This is a genomic window from uncultured Desulfovibrio sp. (genome assembly GCF_944324525.1).
Lineage (GTDB): Bacteria > Desulfobacterota > Desulfovibrionia > Desulfovibrionales > Desulfovibrionaceae > Desulfovibrio.
Genome location: NZ_CALUWS010000031.1, coordinates 1 through 19,860 on the forward strand (window position 1 = coordinate 1; position 19,860 = coordinate 19,860).

General features: G+C 64.5%; 14 protein-coding genes. 8 read left to right on the forward strand and 6 right to left on the reverse strand.

The genetic code is table 11. From position 1 onward, the window contains the following. Positions 1 to 1,078: 1,078 nt before the first annotated feature. From Q0K12_RS08645 to Q0K12_RS08670, 6 genes are all read right to left on the reverse strand, one after another. A complete protein-coding gene (locus Q0K12_RS08645) occupies positions 1,079 to 1,579 on the reverse strand; it encodes a PAAR domain-containing protein (protein ID WP_297262020.1) in 501 nt (166 codons plus the stop codon). A 1,106-nt stretch (positions 1,580 to 2,685) separates the two neighbouring features. Beyond that, complete coding sequence (gene clpB / locus Q0K12_RS08650; protein WP_297262022.1) at positions 2,686 to 5,304, reverse strand: ATP-dependent chaperone ClpB; 2,619 nt, start codon at positions 5,302 to 5,304, stop codon at positions 2,686 to 2,688. A 69-nt stretch (positions 5,305 to 5,373) separates the two neighbouring features. Beyond that, entirely contained in the window at positions 5,374 to 5,688 is a 315-nt protein-coding gene (locus tag Q0K12_RS08655; RefSeq protein ID WP_297262024.1) for a chaperone modulator CbpM, read from the reverse strand. Positions 5,689 to 5,700: 12 nt separating this feature from the next. Next, the gene (locus tag Q0K12_RS08660) at positions 5,701 to 6,654 is read right to left on the reverse strand and encodes a J domain-containing protein (protein ID WP_297262026.1); all 954 of its coding nucleotides are present in this window, start codon (positions 6,652 to 6,654) and stop codon (positions 5,701 to 5,703) included. 661 nt (positions 6,655 to 7,315) lie between these two features. After that, the gene (locus tag Q0K12_RS08665) at positions 7,316 to 8,194 is read right to left on the reverse strand and encodes a hypothetical protein (protein ID WP_297262028.1); all 879 of its coding nucleotides are present in this window, start codon (positions 8,192 to 8,194) and stop codon (positions 7,316 to 7,318) included. 186 nt (positions 8,195 to 8,380) lie between these two features. Further along, positions 8,381 to 8,974, reverse strand: coding sequence for a peptidylprolyl isomerase (locus Q0K12_RS08670; protein WP_297262030.1), 594 nt, complete (start codon positions 8,972 to 8,974; stop codon positions 8,381 to 8,383). 223 nt (positions 8,975 to 9,197) lie between these two features. Here Q0K12_RS08670 and Q0K12_RS08675 point away from each other — a divergent pair, with 223 nt between their 5' ends. From Q0K12_RS08675 to Q0K12_RS08710, 8 genes are all read left to right on the forward strand, one after another. Next, positions 9,198 to 9,902 (forward strand): Bax inhibitor-1/YccA family protein, encoded by a 705-nt coding sequence (locus Q0K12_RS08675; protein ID WP_297262031.1) that lies wholly within the window; start codon positions 9,198 to 9,200, stop codon positions 9,900 to 9,902. A gap of 293 nt (positions 9,903 to 10,195) precedes the next feature. Then, complete coding sequence (locus Q0K12_RS08680) at positions 10,196 to 12,793, forward strand: VacB/RNase II family 3'-5' exoribonuclease (RefSeq protein WP_297262033.1); 2,598 nt, start codon at positions 10,196 to 10,198, stop codon at positions 12,791 to 12,793. Next, the gene (gene murJ / locus Q0K12_RS08685; RefSeq protein ID WP_297262035.1) at positions 12,793 to 14,421 is read left to right on the forward strand and encodes a murein biosynthesis integral membrane protein MurJ; all 1,629 of its coding nucleotides are present in this window, start codon (positions 12,793 to 12,795) and stop codon (positions 14,419 to 14,421) included. The genes Q0K12_RS08680 and murJ overlap by 1 nt, the downstream gene beginning before the upstream one ends. Before the next feature lie 102 nt (positions 14,422 to 14,523). Then, positions 14,524 to 14,787 (forward strand): PxxKW family cysteine-rich protein, encoded by a 264-nt coding sequence (locus Q0K12_RS08690; protein ID WP_296304742.1) that lies wholly within the window; start codon positions 14,524 to 14,526, stop codon positions 14,785 to 14,787. A gap of 106 nt (positions 14,788 to 14,893) precedes the next feature. Continuing rightward, complete coding sequence (locus tag Q0K12_RS08695) at positions 14,894 to 16,144, forward strand: M20 family metallo-hydrolase (RefSeq protein ID WP_297262036.1); 1,251 nt, start codon at positions 14,894 to 14,896, stop codon at positions 16,142 to 16,144. Then, a complete protein-coding gene (mnmG, locus tag Q0K12_RS08700; protein WP_297262038.1) occupies positions 16,125 to 18,023 on the forward strand; it encodes a tRNA uridine-5-carboxymethylaminomethyl(34) synthesis enzyme MnmG in 1,899 nt (632 codons plus the stop codon). The genes Q0K12_RS08695 and mnmG overlap by 20 nt, the downstream gene beginning before the upstream one ends. A gap of 45 nt (positions 18,024 to 18,068) precedes the next feature. Then, complete coding sequence (locus Q0K12_RS08705) at positions 18,069 to 18,986, forward strand: hypothetical protein (protein ID WP_297262040.1); 918 nt, start codon at positions 18,069 to 18,071, stop codon at positions 18,984 to 18,986. 24 nt (positions 18,987 to 19,010) lie between these two features. Then, the gene (locus Q0K12_RS08710; RefSeq protein ID WP_297262042.1) at positions 19,011 to 19,859 is read left to right on the forward strand and encodes a hemolysin family protein; all 849 of its coding nucleotides are present in this window, start codon (positions 19,011 to 19,013) and stop codon (positions 19,857 to 19,859) included. Position 19,860 lies beyond the last annotated feature (1 nt).

The window sequence follows — 19,860 nt, forward strand, 5'->3', positions numbered from 1 at the left end:
TTAACATTTCGGCTTTACTCATTCTTTGACCTTAACTGAAATTCATAATTTTTCCAGAATTATGAAATGACTTGTAGACTTTCTCCGGGGCCGTCCTCCGAAAGGAGGGTAACCCCATGAAGCACTTCCTCCGGGATGTGCTGGCCGGATTTCTGGCTAGCCTTCTCGCGGCGTTGGCGGCTCACCTGATGAACCTCTAACAGCCGCGCCCCGGTAGAGGTGCGAACTCTACCGGGGCGCTAACACTGCGAAACGCTTATTCGCGGGGGACGTGCCCCACGGGGCAGGGTATGACACACCCTGCCCTTTTTATAAGCTCTTCCTGTTCCTCTGTCCAGACTCCTCTGGGGGGCTTGGGGCAGCGCCTGGTCCACGGCGTCAGACTGCCGTTCATGTTCCTTCTCCCTTTCCAGACCTGAAACATATCTACGGATTTTTTCCGTTTCACGGCAAGCCCTTACAATTTGTGTATGAGCGTCGAGCACCCTGTCAGGAAAAAAGCTGAAAAAAGACATATCATTCCAAGCATCATGATTTTTCCGCGTATGTTTTCTGCTTTGGCTCTACACGGCTTTTTTTCCTTTTTCATGTCGGTAATGCCTCCTGATTTTTGACACTGTCATGACTGCAATCCCGAAGATGGCCGTAGGCAAATTCCCTCATGGCGTCAAATCTGAGCGGGCGGCGGGGTGTGTCTCGCTGCTACGCTCTTTGCGTCCAGGTTGCAGCGGATCCGCAAGACGCCCCCAAGCTGATTGCCTTTTTCATGGCCGCGCGAAGCGCGTTAGCCTATAGCCAAAAAAAACTTCCCATGAACAATCCTATGACATCATTTTCAAAATATAAAGAATACCATTCAATATTATATATTTTGATTATTGAAAATAATAAATTGTATGCAGCAGTGACTACAAATAAAAATAGGATTATCTTGATTGAAATAGATAATATTTTCATTAAACCTCCAATTACATTTTACTTAACGCGTTTTCATCAATATGCCCTTTTGCTTTTGTTTCACCTATCTTTTTTCCGTTACGAAATATACATCTTCTTCCATGCCTGTAATCTTGGTGCTTTACGGTTGTGCTATCTCCATTGTCCAAATTTCTAAACGCTCTGCACGGTCTGTCTGAATCCGGGGAGTATACCCCTTTTCATCTGTCTCGCCAGAAACAATTTGCCCGTCTGATACTTCAATATAAAATGGATAGAAGGAGAGCGGTTCCCCAGTTTTCTCATCAACAATTTGAACTTGCTCGTCATAGGGGTGCCATGTCTGCTCAAATCCAAGGGGAGTGCTGTCGCTTCCATCATCATCAACAAACGTATCCGGAGACCCTGATGTAATGGTAGCGCCACATGCTGTTTTTGACCCCACATGCGCCACGAGCTGCCCCATACCGAAAACGGATTTGGCTCCGGTGACTATAGGGTTAGGCCCATGCTTCGGACAGTCATAAATATCTCCCACTCTTGCCACTGGCCTATCATTAACAAATATTGTGCTTGCTCCATTGGTGATTACACCGCCATGGCTTCCTGCATCTCCCACTCGTGCAACAGGCTTTCGTGACATTATATTCTCTCCTTTTTTGTTGGAGTCTTATAATTTTCAATCACAAATCCCCCCTGCCGCATATGCTGTGAGAATAAAATAAATTCATATATTTTTCTTCTAATTATCACATCTGCTTTCATTACCCGCACTCCCGACAGCGTACGCAGAGAGGCGGTTGCACTTGCCGAAGCAAGAACAACCCCGCATGTGTCGGCGGCGGGTCCGCCTAGGGTAAAGGTGTTACGAACACCTGTAAGACAATATGCCGGAAGGGTGGGGAAAAAGCAAGGTAAGGCGGACAATTATGAACGTCGGTAGTACAGTCCGAGAACGGGAGGCCTGAAAACTCCGAACGGTAAAAAACACAATCCGGCGCTGGCGGTCTCCGTGAGCGCCGGATTTTTATGTCTGCTGTCCTGAAAGCACTGTCCAGAGAAGCACAATAACGCCCGGCAATATCCTTTTTCTTTGGGGGTATTTGCCGGGGTATTTTTTTGAAAATTTATTTTTTCATAAAATATATCAATAAATTATCAGTATAAAATTTATTCACATGTACATCGGCAGCGTGACCGACAAGACGCCCCAACCCGATACCTCCGAATTCGTGTAGGATTAGGGAAAGCAACGGATATACGAGGGGGAGAGGGAAACCGTTTTGAAAAACGGTTCTCTCTCTCCCCCTCGCGCTCCCCCTCATCCTTCCCAAAACTTTTGTTCGGGTCAACACATGAGCATTTCCAGTTTGAAACGCGTTGCGTTTCAAACCATACGGCCTGTCGTTTCGCGGAAAAAACGCGGTTTTTCCGCTCACTTTGGGCCGGGCGGCGCTGTGCCGCCGCCTCGCGTTTCACTTTTTTCAAAGGTGAAACGCTCATGGCGACGCAGCCCGGCAAGACGTCGCCCGCCTGCCGCGTCCCCCGGCGGCATGAAAAAAAAGGCCGGACAGCGAAAACCGTCCGGTCTGTTCGTGCAGAGCCTGGCTGGCTCGTGATCAGGCGACGCCTTCCAACGCCACGACGCCCCACATCTGAGCAAGCAAAGTTTTTAGAGGGATGGGGGGGCGTGGGGGGAAGGCGACCCTTTGTTCACAAAGGGGCCCTTCCCCCCACAAGCGCATTCATCTACTTACCGAGGTTGACGACTTCGCTGAAGTCGAGTTCGCCGTCGGCGTTGACGGTCAGGCGCAGGTGCTGGCCGTCGCGGAACTCGCCGCCCACGAGCTTGCGGGCGAGGGGCGTTTCCACGTGGTGCTGCACATAGCGCTTGAGCGGGCGCGCGCCGTAGACGGGGTCATAGGCGGCGTCGGCGATGAAGTCGCGGGCCTCGTCGCTGAGGTCGAGCGTGATCTTGCGTTCTTCCAGACGGCGACGCAGGCGGTCGATCTGGAGATCGACGATGCGTCCCACCTGATCGCGGCGCAGCGGCAGGAAGACCACGGTCTCGTCCACGCGGTTGAGGAATTCCGGCCGGAAGTGGTGGCGCAGATCTTCCATAACCTTGTCGCGCGCGCCGGGCTTGAGCGTACCGTCCTCGTTGATGCCGTCCAGCAGGTGCATGGAGCCGATGTTGGAGGTCATGATCACGATGCAGTTGCGGAAGTCCACGGTGCGGCCCTGGCTGTCGGTCAGGCGGCCGTCGTCCAGCAGCTGGAGGAGCGTGTTGAAGACGTCCGGATGCGCCTTTTCGATCTCGTCAAAGAGCACGACCGAGTACGGCTTGCGGCGCACGGCCTCGGTGAGCTGGCCGCCTTCGTCGTAGCCCACGTATCCCGGAGGCGCTCCGATGAGGCGGGACACCGAATGCTTTTCCATATACTCGCTCATATCGAGGCGCACCATGTTGTCCTCGGTATCGAAAAGGGCTTCGGCCAGGGCCTTGCAAAGCTCGGTCTTGCCCACGCCCGTGGGGCCGAGGAAGATGAAGCTGCCGGTGGGGCGGGCCGGGTCGGCGAGGCCGGCGCGGGCGCGCAGCACGGCATCGGCCACGGCGCTGACGGCTTCATCCTGTCCCACCACGCGCTCATGGAGCTGGTCAGCCAGCCGCAGCAGCTTTTCCCGCTCGGATTCCATGAGGCGCGTTACCGGGATGCCGGTCCAGCGGGCCACGATCTCGGCCACGTCGTCGGGGCGCACCTCTTCCTTGAGCAGACGCTGTGCCCCGGCATCCTGCGCGCCGGAAGCGGCGTCCAGCTTTTTCTGGAGTTCCAGCAGGGTGGAATACTTGAGTTCCGCGGCCTTGTTGAGATCATAGCTGCGCTCGGCCTGTTCGATGGCCAGCTTGACCTGCTCGATCTCGCCCTTGATGCGGCGCACCTCGTCGATGGAGCCCTTTTCCCGTTCCCACTGGCTGCGCAGTTCGCCCTGCTGTACACGCAGTTCGCCCAGTTCGCTTTCCAGCTTTTCCAAGCGTTCGCGCGAGGCCTCGTCCGTTTCGCGGCGCAGGGCCTCGCGTTCGATCTCGAGCTGCATGACCTTGCGGTTCACTTCGTCAAGGTCGGCGGGCAGCGAGTCGATCTCCGTGCGGATGAGGGCGGCGGCCTCGTCGATGAGGTCGATGGCCTTGTCCGGCAGCTGGCGGTCGGTGATGTAGCGATGCGAGAGCGTCACGGCCTCCACGATGGCCGAGTCGCTGATGCGTACGCCGTGGTGCACCTCGAAGCGTTCCTTGAGGCCGCGCAGGATGGAGATGGCGTCCTCCACCGTCGGCTCGTCCACGATGACCGGCTGGAAACGCCGCTCGAGGGCCGGGTCCTTTTCGATGTACTTGCGGTACTCGTCCAGCGTGGTCGCGCCGATGCAATGCAGTTCGCCGCGGGCCAGCATGGGCTTGAGCAGGTTGCCGGCATCCATGGCGCCGTCGGTCTTGCCCGCGCCCACGATGGTGTGGAGCTCGTCGATGAAGAGGATGATCTTGCCTTCGCTCTTCTCCACTTCATTGAGCACGGCCTTGAGGCGTTCCTCGAATTCGCCGCGGTATTTGGCCCCGGCGATGAGCGCGCCCATGTCCAGCGCAAAGAGCTTGTGGCCCTTCAGCCCCTCGGGCACGTCGCCCTTGAGGATGCGGAAGGCCAGCCCTTCGACGATGGCGGTCTTGCCCACGCCGGCCTCGCCCATGAGCACCGGGTTGTTCTTGGTGCGGCGGGAAAGGATGCGGATGACGCGCCGGATCTCGGCATCACGGCCGATGACCGGGTCCATCTTGCCTTCGCGCGCGGCTTCCACGAGGTCGCGGGCGTACTTGCTCAGGGCCTCGAAGGTATCTTCGGGGTTGGCGCTGGTGATGCGCGCGCCGCCGCGCAGCTCTTCCATAGCCTTGCCGAAGGTGGCGCGGCTGATGCCGTATTCCTTGAGCAGGTTGTCCAGCGTGCTCAGCGGCGGGACGTCCGTCAGCGCCAGGAAGAGATGATCCACGCTGACGTATTCGTCCTTCATGCGCCGGGATTCTTTTTCGGCATCGCTCAGCACCTTGCCCAGCCCCTGGGTGATCATGATCTTGGACGCGTCCATGCCCGGCCCGGACACGGAAGGCCGCCGGCGCAGGGCTTCCTCCATGCCCACGGCAAAGGCGCGGGTCTGCACGCCCATCTGCTCCAGGATACGCGGCACGATGCCGTTCTCCTGCCGGACGAGCGCAAGCGCCAGATGTTCGACGTCGGTTTCCTGGTGGCCCATGCCCGCCGCGATGCTCTGCGCCTCGGTGACGGCCTCGCGGGCCTTGTCGGTAAATTTGTTGATGTCCATAAAAAATGCCTCCTTGCCATACCGTGCGCGCGGGGTCCGCCCTGCCGCGCGACGGCGAAAAAAATCGTTTTAGTCTTCCAGTCCGCGCAGGTCGCGTACCCGGCGCTCCAGCTGATCCACACGTTCCAGCAGGTCCACGATGATGGTGCCGCCGAGCACGGGCAGTTCAAAATCGCAGCAGATGCGCTCCAGCTTGCGGACGCGGTAGATATCCACGTCCCGGAACAGGGGCTGCTCCGTAGCGTTCCTGCCGGTATCCAGCCAGCCCAGCGCCAGCAGTTCGCGCAGGCGGTCCGGGTCTATGCCCGTGCTGGCCACGAATTCTTCCCACACCATGTAGCCGGACGGCGTGGGCAGCGTGATGCTTTTACGTAACAGGCTCATGTGCGGCCTCCCTTACGAACGTTGTTGACGGGCGGAAAAGGCGGATGTCTCGGCGAGCTTGTTCCAAAGTTCGCGCTCGTTGTCGGTGAGCTGCTCCGGCACGCGGATCATGACGCGGGCCAGCAGATCCCCCCGGGCAACGACGCTGCCGAGCCCCTTGCCCCGCAGGCGGAACTTACGGCCGGAGGACGTGCCCGCCGGGATGTTGAGTTCCACCTCGCCGTCCAGCGTCCGCACGGGGACGCGCGCGCCGAGCGCCGCCTCCCACGGGGCCAGCCAGACGTCACTTTGCAGGTTGTCCCCGTCCACCTTGAACAGCGGATGCGGCAGATAGCGCACACGCAGGAAAAGATCCCCCGCGCTGCCGCCCGGCGCCGCCTCGCCCTGACCGGCCAGCCGCAGCTTGGCGCCTTCGCGGATGCCGGCCGGCACATTGACCTCAAGGGTCTTGGGGCCGCTGCCGGTCTGTATGGTCACGCTGCGCTTGCCGCCGCGCGCCACATCTTCCAGCGACAGGGAAAGCTCGGCCTCCACGTCCCGGCCCCGCCGGGCACGCGCGCTGAAGCCGCTGAAGGGGTCCGCGCCGAAACCGGCGTTGTTGCGTCCGCCACGGGTGGGACGCGCGCCGCCGAAAAGGGTCTCGAAAAAGTCCGAGAAGCCCGCGCCGTCGAAGCCCTGCCCGTTGAAGGAAAAGTGCATGTTCTCAAAGCCCGGTGCGCCCTGGAAGTTCTGGCCGTGCTGCCAGTTGGGGCCGAGCTGATCATAGAGCTTGCGCTTTTCCGGGTCCTTGAGCACTTCGTAGGCCTCGTTGATCTCCTTGAACTTCTCTTCGGCCTGCTTGTTGCCCGGATTGAGGTCAGGGTGATACTGACGGGCCAGCTTCTTGTAGGCTCGTGAAATCTGTTCGGCGGAGGCGCTGCGCTCCACGCCGAGCAGCTTATAATAATCCTTGTATTCTACTGCCATAGAACCATCCCCCAGTGTGGGTTTCTGCAATAGATGGTAAGACGTCCCGGCTGTGCGTCAATATCCCGACACGAAAAAAATTACGGACGACCGCCGGTGATGAGGCGGAAAGGCGAACGCCGCCACCTCGCGCTTTGCCTTTTTCCACGGCAAAAGGCTCTCTTTTTTCCGGCTACGACGACAGGCAGCCGCAGCCTCGGCTTGCGTGCTGCGCCGGACTTACGGCCTCATGCATGAAGCGCATTTGGGGAAGGGACGGGGGCTTGAGGGAAGGAGCGCGACCGAATGGCGGCCGCAGGGCCGCGCCCGTCAGGGCGTATCAACACAAGTTTTACAAATAAATTCAACAGATAAAACAAACAAGCTGTACATGTTCCGCTTGCCTTTGGGGCGGGGTTGCCTCGTATCCCTGCTCTTCCCCCGGCTCTTCCCCCGGTAAAAGCGCGCTGGGGAAGGGATGGGGGGCTTGGGGGGAAGGGGAACACCTCCCGCGCAGGCGGAGGGGGTCCCCTTCCCCCCAAACAGGCATCGACAGCAGAGCGCGACCGAATGGCGGCCCGCAGGGCCGTGTCCGTTAGGCGACGCAGAAGCCTTACGGACATCGACAGCAGAGCGAGGGGTTCCCCTTCCCCCCAATCGTCATTGATGTTGCGGGCAGGCGTTACAGGGCAAAGGCACGCAGCACATGCGGCTGCAGGAGCAGGCAGAGCCACGGCAGGAGCAGCAGCCAGAGGCGGCGGGCCAGTTGGGGGCGGTAGAGAGGGATGGCCCAGAGGCAGGCGGCCAGGGTCAGCATAGCGGCGGCGGGCGCGGTATTGAGGGTAGCCAGAGCCGTGGGGTCTTCCATCAGGCTGCCCAGCGGCCGTCCCGAGAGCAGGAAAAGCAGCGGCTGCAGGAGAATGTCGCTCCAGCGGTCGATGCAGGCAGGCAGCAGCCCCAGCACGGCCCAGACGGCGCACCAGCGGACCGCCCGTTCCCAGTTCCCGCACAACAGCAGCGGGAGACGGGCATTGGCGTAGAGCGCCAGCAGAGCCACGCCCCCGGCCGCGGTCAAATGGGAGAAGGCCGTGCCCAGGCTGGCGCTCAGCACCAGACGGAACAGGTCGCTGCGGGCCATGCCCTGAGGCGGAGGGGCCAGCACGCCGCCCTGGATGAGGATGAGGCCGAACAGACAGAGCAAGGCCGGCACGGTCAGCAGCATGGGACGCCGGATGACCGCCCCGTCATAGAAACAGTCCGCATCAGGCCGCAGATGGGGGAAATCGGGCAGACGGCCGTTGGCCTTCTGCACCAGCGCCAGAAAGACCACGGCCAGCCCGCAGGCCAGCAGGCTGGCGGCGGTCTGCTGCCATTGCCAGCGCGGCAGGGTGGACATGTCGTCCATCTGCCAGAGGGTGAAGCCAAAGTGGAGGATCAGCAGGATAACGGAGCACCAGCAGAGGCGCAGGCTCAACTGGGTAAGCCGCCGCACGCCCCAGATGGCCAGCCGCCCGTTGCCGCGCCGGCCCAGCGGATAGGTGAGCAGGAGGATCAGGGGCATGAGTTCCGTTGCCTGCAGGACATATTTGAGAAGGAGAGTCAGTTCCAGCATAGTGAAGAGGGGTAGGGGTGGGGGCCTGCGTTTTCCGGGCCCAAAACGAAACGAAGCCGGACTTTAAATCCGGCTTCGTCCGCGGGATGCAGCATCGGCGTACCGATGGGGGGAGGGCTGCAAGCCCGTATGCGGCTACTCGACGATGGTTGCCCGCTTGATGATGACGGGCTCATTGGGCACATCATCATGATACCCGCGGGAACCAGTAGGGACAGCGGCGATCTTGTCCACCACGTTCTGTCCCTTGATGACCTTGCCGAACACGGCATAGCCCCAGCCTTCAGGCGTGGCGTTGCGGTAGTTCAGGAAGGAATTGTCCTTGGTGTTGATGAAGAACTGGGCCGTGGCGGAATGCGGCTCGCTGGTGCGCGCCATGGCCACGGTGTACTTTTTGTTCTGCAGCCCGTTGGAGGCCTCGTTCTTCACCGGGGCGCGCGTGGGCTTTTCCTTGAGATCCGGGGTCATGCCGCCGCCCTGGATCATGAAATCCTTGATGACGCGATGAAAGATGGTGCCGTCATACTGGCCGGCCTTGACGTACTGCACGAAGTTGGAGACCGTCATGGGCGCCTTGCGGGCATCCAGACGCAGCAGGATGTCCCCGTAATTGGTCTCCAGCTTCACGACCGGATCCGCTCCCGCCGCCGACGCCGGCAGAGGGCCGCACAGACAGAGAGCGCATACGCCGAGCAGGACACACAGGACAAGACGTTTGATACCGGACATCAGGCCACCTCGTGAAAAATCTCTCACTGCCTTTTATCTCAATTGCCGGAGACTGGCAAGAGCATGGCGCGGCTGTCCAAATTTTTTTTGCGGCGGCGGTGAAGGGAGCTTGCCAAGCCGGTCACCCGTCTTATATATACCATCACTGAAAACCACTCGCCCCATGACGTTTTTCTTCGATCCTGGATACGGGGCGGGTCTCCCTTCCCTGACGGAGGTACAGATGGAAGTGCATGCTTATTCCAAAGCCCGGAGCAGCGCCAGCGTCAGCGGCATCTTCATGGGCCATGTCTACCGCTGGATGACCATCGGTCTCGGCGTCACCGCCGTCACGGCTTATGCCGTGGCCAGCAGCCCCAGCCTCGCCTGGGCGATCCTGGGCAATTCCCTCATCATGATCGCGCTCATCGTGGCGCAGATCGGTCTTGTGGTCGCGCTCAGCGCCGCCATCCACAAGTTCTCGTCGACCACGGCCACGGGCGTCTTTTTGCTGTACGCCCTGCTCAACGGCCTGACCCTGTCCAGCATCTTCCTGGTCTATCCCATGGGCAGCATCGCCAATGCCTTCCTGACCTGCACGGGCATGTTCCTGGCCATGTCCATTTACGGCACGGTCACCAAGCGGGATCTGACCGGCATGGGCAGCTTCCTGTTCATGGGGCTCATCGGCATCATCATCGCCTCGATCGTGAATATCTTCCTGGCCAGCAGCATGCTGGACTTCGTCATCAGCTGCGTGGGCGTCATCGTCTTCACCGGTCTGACGGCCTATGACACCCAGAAGCTGCGCCAGTTCGGCGAAGGCGCTCCGCTGAACGACGCTCCCGCCATCCGGCGCGGCGCCATCCTCGGCGCGCTGACCCTTTATCTGGACTTCATCAACCTTTTCCTCATGCTGCTGCGCCTCTTTGGCGGCAGCCGCGACTAGAACGTTTTGCCTTTGAAAAAAGGCTGGACGCGAGGCGGTCGCACAGCGCCGCCCGGCCAAAAGTAAACGGAAAAACCGCTTTTTTTCCGCAAACGACGGGCTGTCTGGGGTGGAGCGCAAAGCGCTTCCAAACGGAAAACGCTCCAGCTTAGGCTCGCGCGGCAAACCGCGCACGGAACGTATCCATCTGGCGGGGGCAAGGAACGACCTTGTCCCCGCCATGCGTCTTTTTTCCCCTTTTTGCCGTCTGCCGCGCCGGACTCCCGGCAGCGCCCCCTTTCAGGACATTCGCCATGAGCACACGCCGCGCCCCCGCTCCGTCTGACCGCCCGTCCGCATCCGCTACCGGCTACGAAGCCTCGTTCCCGGAAGGGGGAGATGCCGGGCCCTGCTGGCCGCCTGTCGGGGAAGACGCCGCCTTCGTGCCCACCGCCGCGGATCTGGCTGAGAAAGAAGATGGCGAAGCGGGAGACGGCGGCCCCGTGGAGCCGCCCCGCCGCCCCGTCGTCTCCGGGGACGGCGACGATCCCAACGGCGACGATCCCGACGGCGATACGCCCGACGGACTTGTCCACGCCCTGTCCCGCCGCATCCTGACCGCCCTTGCCCGCCAGCAGCGCCCCATGCGGCTGGACGGACTGCTGCGGGTGCTCGGCCTGCCGCGCCGGGCCCGCAAGGAGCTGGAAGCCGCGCTGGACGGACTGGCGCGGGAAGGCAAGGCCGTACGCCAGCGCGGCGGGCTCTGGTCGCGGGCCGACAGCCTGCGGGAAGTGCGCGGCCGCTACATGGCCCTGCGCAGCGGCGCGGGCGCCTTCGTCACGCCGCTTGACGCGCGCGGGCAGGTGACGGGGCCGGATGTCTTCATCCATCCCCTGCAGGCCGGGGAAGCCTGGCACACGGACATGGTGCGGGTGCTGCTGGCCCCGCGAGGGCGGCAGGTGCGCGGGCGCAGCCCTGAAGGCCGCATCGTGGAAGTGCTGGAACGCGGCTGCCGCCAGCTGCCGGCCCATGTGCTGGACCGGGCGGGTGGCCGCCTGCACTGCCGGGCGGCGGACAGCCGGCTGGATGTGTCCTTCAGCGTGGACATGTCCCCGGCGCTGGACACGCCGCCGCCACGCGGGGCGCTCGTCCTGCTCGAACCGGAACGCCGTCTGGCGTCCGATCTCTGGCAGGCCCGCCTGCTGGAGGTCATCGGCCATGAGGACAGTGTGGCCGTGCAGGAAAATCTGGTCAAACTCAATCATCAGGTGCCGCTGGCCTTTCCCCCGCGCGCCGAAGCCGAGGCCCAGGCCCTGCCCGCCGAACCCTCGGCCGAGGACATGGCCGGTCGCGAGGACCTGCGCCCGCTGGTACTGGTGACCATCGACGGGGCCGACGCCCGCGACTTCGACGACGCCATCGGCGTGGAGGCCCTGCCCGACGGCTGGCTGCTGCGCGTGGCCATCGCCGACGTGAGCCATTATGTGCGCCCGCGCACGGCGCTGGATACGGAAGCGCTGGCGCGCGGCAATTCCTGGTATTTCCCCGCCTCGGTGGAGCCCATGCTGCCCCCGGCCCTGAGCAACGGCCTGTGCAGCCTCAATCCCGATGCCAACCGCCTTTGCCTGACGGCGGAAGTGCGCTTCAACCGGCGGGGCCTGCCGGTGAGCGCGCGTTTCTTCCCGGCGGTCATGCGCTCGGCGGCCCGCCTCACCTACGAGGAGACGGAAGCCGCCCTCGTGCGCCGGGAGCCTGACGCCTGCGCCCGCCTGACGGCCCGGCCGCGCGGCGACGAGATCTTTGCCATGCTGGAAGAGGCCTTCCGGCTGTACGAGGCCCTGCATGCCGCGCGCACCTCGCGCGGCAGTCTGGATTTCGACCTGCCGGAAGCGCGGTACGAACTGACGCCGGACGGGCGTCTGGCCGGCATCGGACGGCGCGAACGCCTGACCGCTCACCGGCTCATCGAGGAATGCATGCTGGCGGCCAATGAGGCCGTGGCGCGCTTCCTCGGCGGCACGTCGCCGCAGGAGGCGGCGACGCCCTTCCTTTACCGCGTGCATCCCCGGCCCGACGCCGAACGGCTGGAAGCGCTGTTCGACTCCCTGAAGGCCATCGCGCCGGAGCTGCTGCCGCCGCGGCCGGACGCGGCCGCCCTGCAGGGCATCCTGAACGGCGTGCGGGAGACGGAACAGGAATTCCTCATCAACCGCCTCTGCCTGCGAGCCATGCCGCAGGCCCGCTATCAACCGTGGAACGAGGGCCATTTCGGTCTGGCCTCCCCGGCCTATTGTCACTTCACCTCGCCCATCCGCCGGTATGCGGACCTGCTGGTGCATCGGGCGCTCCGGCAGAAGCTGGGTTGCGGCACGGGCAGCGTGCCCGGCGGGCAAAAGCTGCTGCGGGTGGCGGATCAGCTCAACCGCCGGGAACGCGAAGCCATGGAATGCGAGCGGGAGATGGCCCGGCGGCTGGCCTGCATCGCCCTGCGCGACGACATCGGCCGGCGTTTCGACGGCGTGATCTCCGGCGTGACGGAATTCGGCGTCTTCGTGGAGCTGGAGTCCATGCCCGTGGAAGGCATGATCCGGGTCGAGGATCTGGGCAACGACTGGTTTTCGCTGGATGAACGCCGCCACGCGCTGGTGGGGCAACGCAGCGGCGTCATCTGGGCGCTGGGCCGGCCGGTGGCGGTCCGCCTTGCCGACGTGCACACCGGGCGGCTGGAGATCCGCCTCGTGCCGGCTGACGCCAGGCTTGCCGCGCGCGGCCGTCCCGACGGGCAGCGCCCGTCACGGCGGCCCGTTTCCCGGCAGGGACGCGCCCCGGGCGCGAAGCCTGCCGCCCCGCACAGGCCCGGACGGCCCGCCCGCCGTCAGGAAAAACGGCAGGGCCGCGGGAGGAAGCGCTGATGGGCCTGCTCTCCGGCAGTCAGCGCATGGGCGCGGCGGCCTTGCTGCTGGCCGCCAGCACCATCCTCTCCCGCCTCATGGGGCTCGTGCGCGACAAGATCATTTCCTGGCAGTTCGGCGCGGGCAGCGAGGCGGACATGTACTTTGCCGCCTTCATGGTGCCGGACATCATCAACAGCCTGCTGGCCGGGGGGATCATGTCCATCACCATGCTCCCCCTGCTGTCCCGGCGCTTCGCCGAGGACGAGGCGGACGCCTGGCGCTTCTTTTCCTGCGTCTTCTGCTGGATGCTCCTCGCCTCGCTGCTGGCGACGGGCGCGGGCATGCTGGGGGCCGAACCCCTTGCCCGCCTCACCGCGCCCGGCTTCGACGCGGCGCAGATCGACCGGCTGGCCTTCTTCATGCGGATCATTCTGCCGGCGCAGGTCTTCTTCCTCTGCGGGGCCTGCATGACGGCCCTGCTCTTCCTGCGGCGGCAGTTCCGCGTCCCGGCCCTGACGCCACTCATCTATAATGGCGGCATCATCCTGGGCGGGCTTTGTCTGCCGTGGTGCGCGCAGGCGCTGGCCCTGCCGCCGCAGTGGGAGCTCGGCGGCATGAGCGGCTATTGCGTGGGCGTGACCCTCGGCGCGGCCGTGGGGGCCTTCTGGCTGCCCTGGCGGGTGGCGCGCGCCCAGGGCCTGCATCTGGAGTGGCGGCTCGCCCATCCGCTCTTCCGACGCTTTTTGCTGACGGCCCTCCCGCTCATGCTGGGCCAGACCATCATCCTCATGGACGAGCAGTTCCTGCGCCTGTTCGGCTCCATGCTGCCCGACGGCAACGTCAGCCTGCTCAACTACGCCCGCCGCATCACGCAGGTCCCGGTGGGCCTCATGGGGCAGGCCGCCGCCGTGGCGTCCTATCCCTTCCTGGTGGCGCTGGTCACCAGCGGCGAGCGGGAACGTTTCGACAGCACCCTTTCCACGGCCCTGCGGGCCAGCGTCGGCCTCATCATCCCCGCCGCCATCTGGCTGGGGCTGGCCGCCCGGCCGGTGCTCACCGTCATCTTTCAGGGCGGACGCTTCGGCGCGGCGGAAACGCTGGCCTGCACGCCGCTCCTCCAGATCATGCTGGCCGCCACGCCGCTGTGGATCGTCTACATGGTGCTGGTGCGGGCCTTCTATGCCGGCGGCGACACCATCACGCCCGCCGTCACGGGAACCATCATGACCGTGCTGGCCCTGCCCTGCTACTATTACTGGGCCGTGCCGCACGGAGCCTGGGCCGTCAGTCTCGTCTCCAGCCTGAGCGTCAGCGCCTATGTACTCTGGCTCATGGTCATCTGGTGGCGGCGCCGGGGCGGCGGCGCCTTTGCCGGACTGGGGAGTCTGGCCCTGCGGACGCTGCTCTGCGGCCTGCCCGCGGGCGCGGCGGCGGCCTGGGCGCAATCCCTGCCCTGGGGGGCCTGGTGCGCCGCCCGACTGGGCGGCCCCCTCCCGCCGCTGGCCGACGCGCTCCTGCTGCTGGCCGTGAGCGGCGGCCTCTTCGTCCTGCTCTTTGCCGCCCTCGCCCGGCGGCTGGCCCCGGAGGTGCTCGCCCCCGTCCTGCGGCGGCTGCGGCGCGGACGTCCGGAGCCGCCCGCCGCCTGAGCGGAAGCCCTCTGCGGAATTCCCCTTGACAGGACAGGGATTTTTACTATAGTTGCCCATTCCGAAGAATTACCAGCGCCGCGGCGCTATGGAGGTACAAGTATGACTGCTCTGCAGAATGCCGTCAAAACGGCTGATGGTGTGGCTGTGAACGGCATCACCGTTCTCCCCGTGGTGGAAAAGTGCGAAGGCTGCGATCGCGTGCGGGAGTTCGAAGGCCAGAACTTCTGCTCCAGCTACCCCAATCCTGAGCGCAAGTGGGCGGGCGGACGCTGCAACTTTGCCACCCACGTGAAGGTGCAGGTGGCTGCCGCCGCCAAGGTCAACCCCCTCAAGGCGTCCAAGCGCGCCGCCAAGGGTCGTTAGGCCGTACGCATCTCGTGTCGTCCCTCCTGTGGGGCGTCCCTATTTCTCAAGGAGGCCCGTCGGGCCTCCTTTTTTTCATCCCGACGGGATGCTTTCGGAGTCTGCCATGTCCGCACAACCGCTGCTTGACGCGCTGCTGCACCATCTGAGCGCGCAGGGCGATACCGTGGAAACCCTGCAACGCCGCCTCACGGCCTTCCGGGCGCTCGGCCCGGAGAACGGCGGCGACGGCGAGATGCCCAAGGCCCGCCAGATAGCCGATCTGCTCGGCGGTCCGGGCTCCCCCTTCACGCTGCGCTGGTGCAATGCGCCGGACGCGCGCGTGTCCTGCGGGGAGCGCCCCAACCTCATCGCCCATCTGCCCGGCAGGGAAGCGCGGACCCTCTGGCTCTTCGCCCATACGGACGTAGTGCCCGCCGGGCCGGAGACCTCCTGGACGAGCGACCCCTGGACCGTGCGCCGGGAGGGCGACCTGCTCTATGGGCGCGGCGTGGAGGACAATCAGCAGGGCCTCGTGAGCATACTGCTGCTGGCAGCCGCCCTGCGCGCCGCGCTGGACGCCGGCGCGGAACGTCCCACGCCGGGCCTCGGTCTGGTCTTCATGGCGGATGAGGAATGCGGCAATGCCAAGGGGCTGCAGCATGTCCTTGAACAGGCCGGAGATATGTTCCGGCCGGAAGATCTGTATATCGTGCCCGATTCGGGCTCGCCGGACGGCTCGGAAGTGGAAGTGGCCGAAAAGCATGTGCTCTGGCTGCGCGTGCGCACCGCCGGCCGCCAGTGCCATGCCTCGCAGCCGCAATGCGGGGTCAACGCCTTCGTGGCCGGGGCCGCCGCCGTGCTGGCCTGCGCCGGACTGGCGGAGGATTTCCCCCAGACGGATGCGCTCTTCCAGCCGCCCTGTTCCACCTTCGTGCCCACACGGCATGAGGGCGGGGCCGACAGCATCAACATCCTCCCGGGCGACGACTGTTTTTATGTGGACTGCCGCCTGCTGCCGGACGTGACGCCCGAAAGCGTGCTGGAAGCCGCACGGGCGCGCACCGCGGACGTGGCCCGGCGCTTCGGCGTCGAGATCACGGTGGACATCCACCACCATCAGGCGGCCAGCGTCACCCCGCAGGACAGCCCCGTGGTCGGCGCGCTGAGCGATGCCGTCGCCGCCGTCTATGGCGTGACGGCCCGGCCCGTGGGCATCGGCGGGGCCACGGTGGCGGCGTTGCTGCGCCGCCGGGGCCTGCCCGCCGTGGTCTGGAGCCGCCTGCTCGGCACCTGCCATCAGCCTGACGAACATTCGTCCATCGCCGCCACCCTCGGCGACGCCAAGGTCTTTGCCCATGTGCTCTGCCGCTGCTGACCCCTCCGCCCGAAACACCTTTGCGGCCATCGTGGTGGGCGGCGGCCATGCCGGCTGCGAAGCCGCCGCCGCGCTGGCCCGGCTGGGGCATCCCACCCTGCTCGTGACCGGCAACGTGGACCGGCTGGGCCATCTGTCCTGCAATCCGGCCATCGGCGGACTGGCCAAGGGCCACATGGTGCGCGAGATCGACGCTCTCGGCGGCATGATGGGCCTCTGGGCCGACGCGGCGGGCATCCAGTTCCGCACGCTCAACATGAGCAAAGGCCCGGCCGTGCGGGCCACCCGCGCCCAGATGGACCGGCAGGCCTATATGAAGGCGGTGCGCGACACCCTGTATGCCCTGCCGAACCTGCGCATCTGGCAGGATGAGGCGGTGGACATCCTTACGGACGACGGCGGCGCCTGCGGCGTGCTGACCGCGCTGGGGCAGCGCTTTTACGCGCCGCACGTCCTGCTCACCACGGGGACCTTCCTGGAAGGGCGCATCCATGTGGGGCTTACCCACCTGCCCGGCGGACGGCTGGGCGACGCGCCGGCCCACGGGCTTTCCGACGCCCTGCGGCGGCTGGGCTTCCGGCTGGGCCGCCTCAAGACCGGCACCTGCCCGCGCCTTTTGCGCTCGTCCATCGACTACGCGCGACTGGAGGAACAGCGGGGCGACACGCCGCCGCCGCGCTTCAGCTTTCGCGGCCCGGGCCCGGTGCTGCCGCAGGTGAGCTGCCATATCACCTGGACCAATGAGGCCGCCCATGCGGCCATCCGCAGCGGTTTCGACCGCTCGCCCCTGTTCACGGGCGTCATCGAGGGCACCGGCGCACGCTACTGTCCGTCGGTGGAGGACAAGGTGGCCCGCTTCCCCGAGCGCGAACGCCACCAGATCTTCCTGGAGCCCGAAGGCCTCGACAGTGCCGAAGTCTATGCCAACGGCATCTCCACCAGCCTGCCGCTGGACGTGCAGCAGGCCATGCTCGCGGCCATCCCCGGCCTGGAGAAGGCCGTCATGGTGCGGCCCGGCTACGCCATCGAATACGATTACGCCAATCCCATACAGCTCACGCCCACGCTGGAGAGCAAGCCCGTGTCCGGCCTCTGGCTGGCCGGGCAGATCAACGGCACGTCCGGCTACGAGGAAGCGGCGGCGCAAGGGCTGTGGGCGGCGCTCAACATCTCCTGCCGCCTGCGCGACCTGCCGCCCTTCCTGCCTGACCGCGCCTCGTCCTACATGGCCGTGCTGGTGGACGACCTGGTCACGCTGGGCACGGAGGAGCCGTACCGCATGTTCACCTCCCGCGCCGAGCACCGCCTGCTTTTGCGGGAGGACAATGCCGATGCCCGCCTGACGCCGCTGGGCCGGGAGCTGGGCCTCGTGGACGATGCCCACTGGGAGCTTTTCCAGCGCAAGCAGGAGGGGGCCGAACGGCTGCGCCGCCTGCTGGAGACGGAACGACTGCCCTCCTCCCTGCCGGACGCGAGCCTGCACGGGCGCACGCTGGCCGAAGCCCTGCGCCGTCCCGAACTGGAGCTTGACCAGCTGGCCGCCTGGCATGCCGGCCTTGCCGCCCTGCTGGCCGACGAGACGGAAGCCGCCTTCAGCGTGCAAGTGGACATCAAGTATGCGGGCTATCTGGAACGTCAACGCGAGCTGGTCGCCAGGGCAAGGCTCCTGGAATCGGTTCCCTTGCCGGAAAATATGGAGTATAGTGCCGTGGTCGGCCTCTCTCGTGAGGTGGAAGAAAAGCTGCAACGCGTACGGCCGCGCAATCTGGGACAGGCCGGGCGCATTTCCGGCGTCACTCCCGCGGCCGTCAGTTGTCTGGAAATTCACCTGCACAAGCAGGGCCTGCTGCGTACCCCCCCGCCGGCAGCCTCCCGCTGAACCCGCGGCCTGCACGCCGCATGTCGCCAACGTTCGGAGAAACGCATGTCACCGCTGCTGATCATCTCGCTGAGCCTGATTGCGGGGCTGATCCTGTTCACCATCGGCTACTTCTGGCAGAAGCACGCCCACTCCCGCTATTCCAAGAAGCACTTCAACAAGATCATCCACAGCATCCTGGATGAAGCGCTGCTCTCGCGCGAAATCTTCGAGATCGAGCCGGACGCGCCGGAGGTGGGTTACCGCAGCTACCGCGGACAGCTGGAAAATCTGGAGAAGGACAAGCTGGTCTTCCGCATGCTGGACCCCATCGCCCACTCCCTCACCAGCACGCCGGCCTACCTGCTGTTCCGCGCCAAGGATCAGGCGGGGCAGCAGTATTTCAAATTCTGCTGCGAGATCCGCAAGGTCATCCCCGAAGAGCCCTTCCAGGCGGTGGAGATGAGCTTTCCCATCAGCATGGAGATCGGCCACAAGCGCACCTTCTCCCGTGTGACGCCGCCGCAGAGCAGCATCCGTCTGCTGAGCCTCTGGACCATCACGCCGCAGCAGCCCATGCCCCTCACGCTCGAACAGGTCGGCCCGCCCGTCCTGGCGGCCAAGCGCGGCGCGGCCTCGCCGCCGCTCTTCCTGGCGGACATCTCCGCCTCGGGCATGGCCATCGGCTTCCCCCTGGAAAGCAAGGACGCCCCCCCGCCCGTTGACCTCGAAAGAGGTTCCCCGTTATTCTGTCTGCTGGTATTCGAGATGGACGGGCAGCCGGTCACCTTCTGGGCGACCTGTTCGGTCAACAACACCCGCCTGAAGGAAACGCCGCCGGCGTTCCTGGTGGGGCTGGAATTCACCAACTGGGCGCTCCTGCAGCCCGGCGAACGTTCGCTCAAATGGTTCCATGCCTCTCCGCTCAAGGGCGTCGATCCCATCCTGCGCTGGGTCGAGAGCCTGAGCAGGCATCATCATTAAATCCCTTCAACAAAGGAGGTCATTGTGGACGGTGGTCCCGAGAGTCACAGTAGCATCTGGTCGCGTCTAGGACGCCTGTTCGGACGCGACGACGAGGAATCCCTCGAAAAAGCCATCCTGGAAGCCCGGGCCGAAGGCGAGGTGGAACCCGATGAGGAGTCCATGCTGCTCGGCATCCTGCGCTTCAACGACCTGCAGGTGCAGGACACCATGACGCCGCGCACGGACATCGACTGCGTGCCGGAAGATATGCCGCTGCCGGAAGTGGCGCGCGTCATCGTGACATCCGGGCACTCCCGCATCCCCGTCTTTCGGGAAACCCGCGACAACATCGTCGGCATCCTGCACGCCAAGGACATTCTCAGCAGCCTGCTCTCGCCCGAGACCGGCAAGCAGGAACTTTCCGCCATCATGCGCGACCCCTTTTTCGTGCCGGAGACCAAACCCATCCGCGCCCTGCTGCAGGAGTTCCGCGCCCGCAAGCAGCACATCGCCATCGCGCTCGACGAGTACGGCGGCACCTCGGGCCTCATCACCATCGAGGATCTGCTCGAGGAGATCGTGGGCGATATCGAGGACGAACACGACGCGCCCCGCCAGGAAGACATCCGGGAGATCGAGCCCCGCGTCTACGAGCTGACCGGCCGTGCCCTGCTGGAGGATCTGCAGGAGCTGGGCGTGGACATCGAATCCGACGAAGTGGACACCATCGGCGGCTACCTGAGCATGGAGGCCGGTCATGTGCCCGGCCCCGGCGAACGCTTCGCCCTGCACGGCTGGCTCTTCTCGGTACAGGATGCGGACAAGAAGCTCATCCGGCGGCTGCGCATGGAACCCGACCCCGACGCCGCCCCCAGCCACGATGAGGAATAGG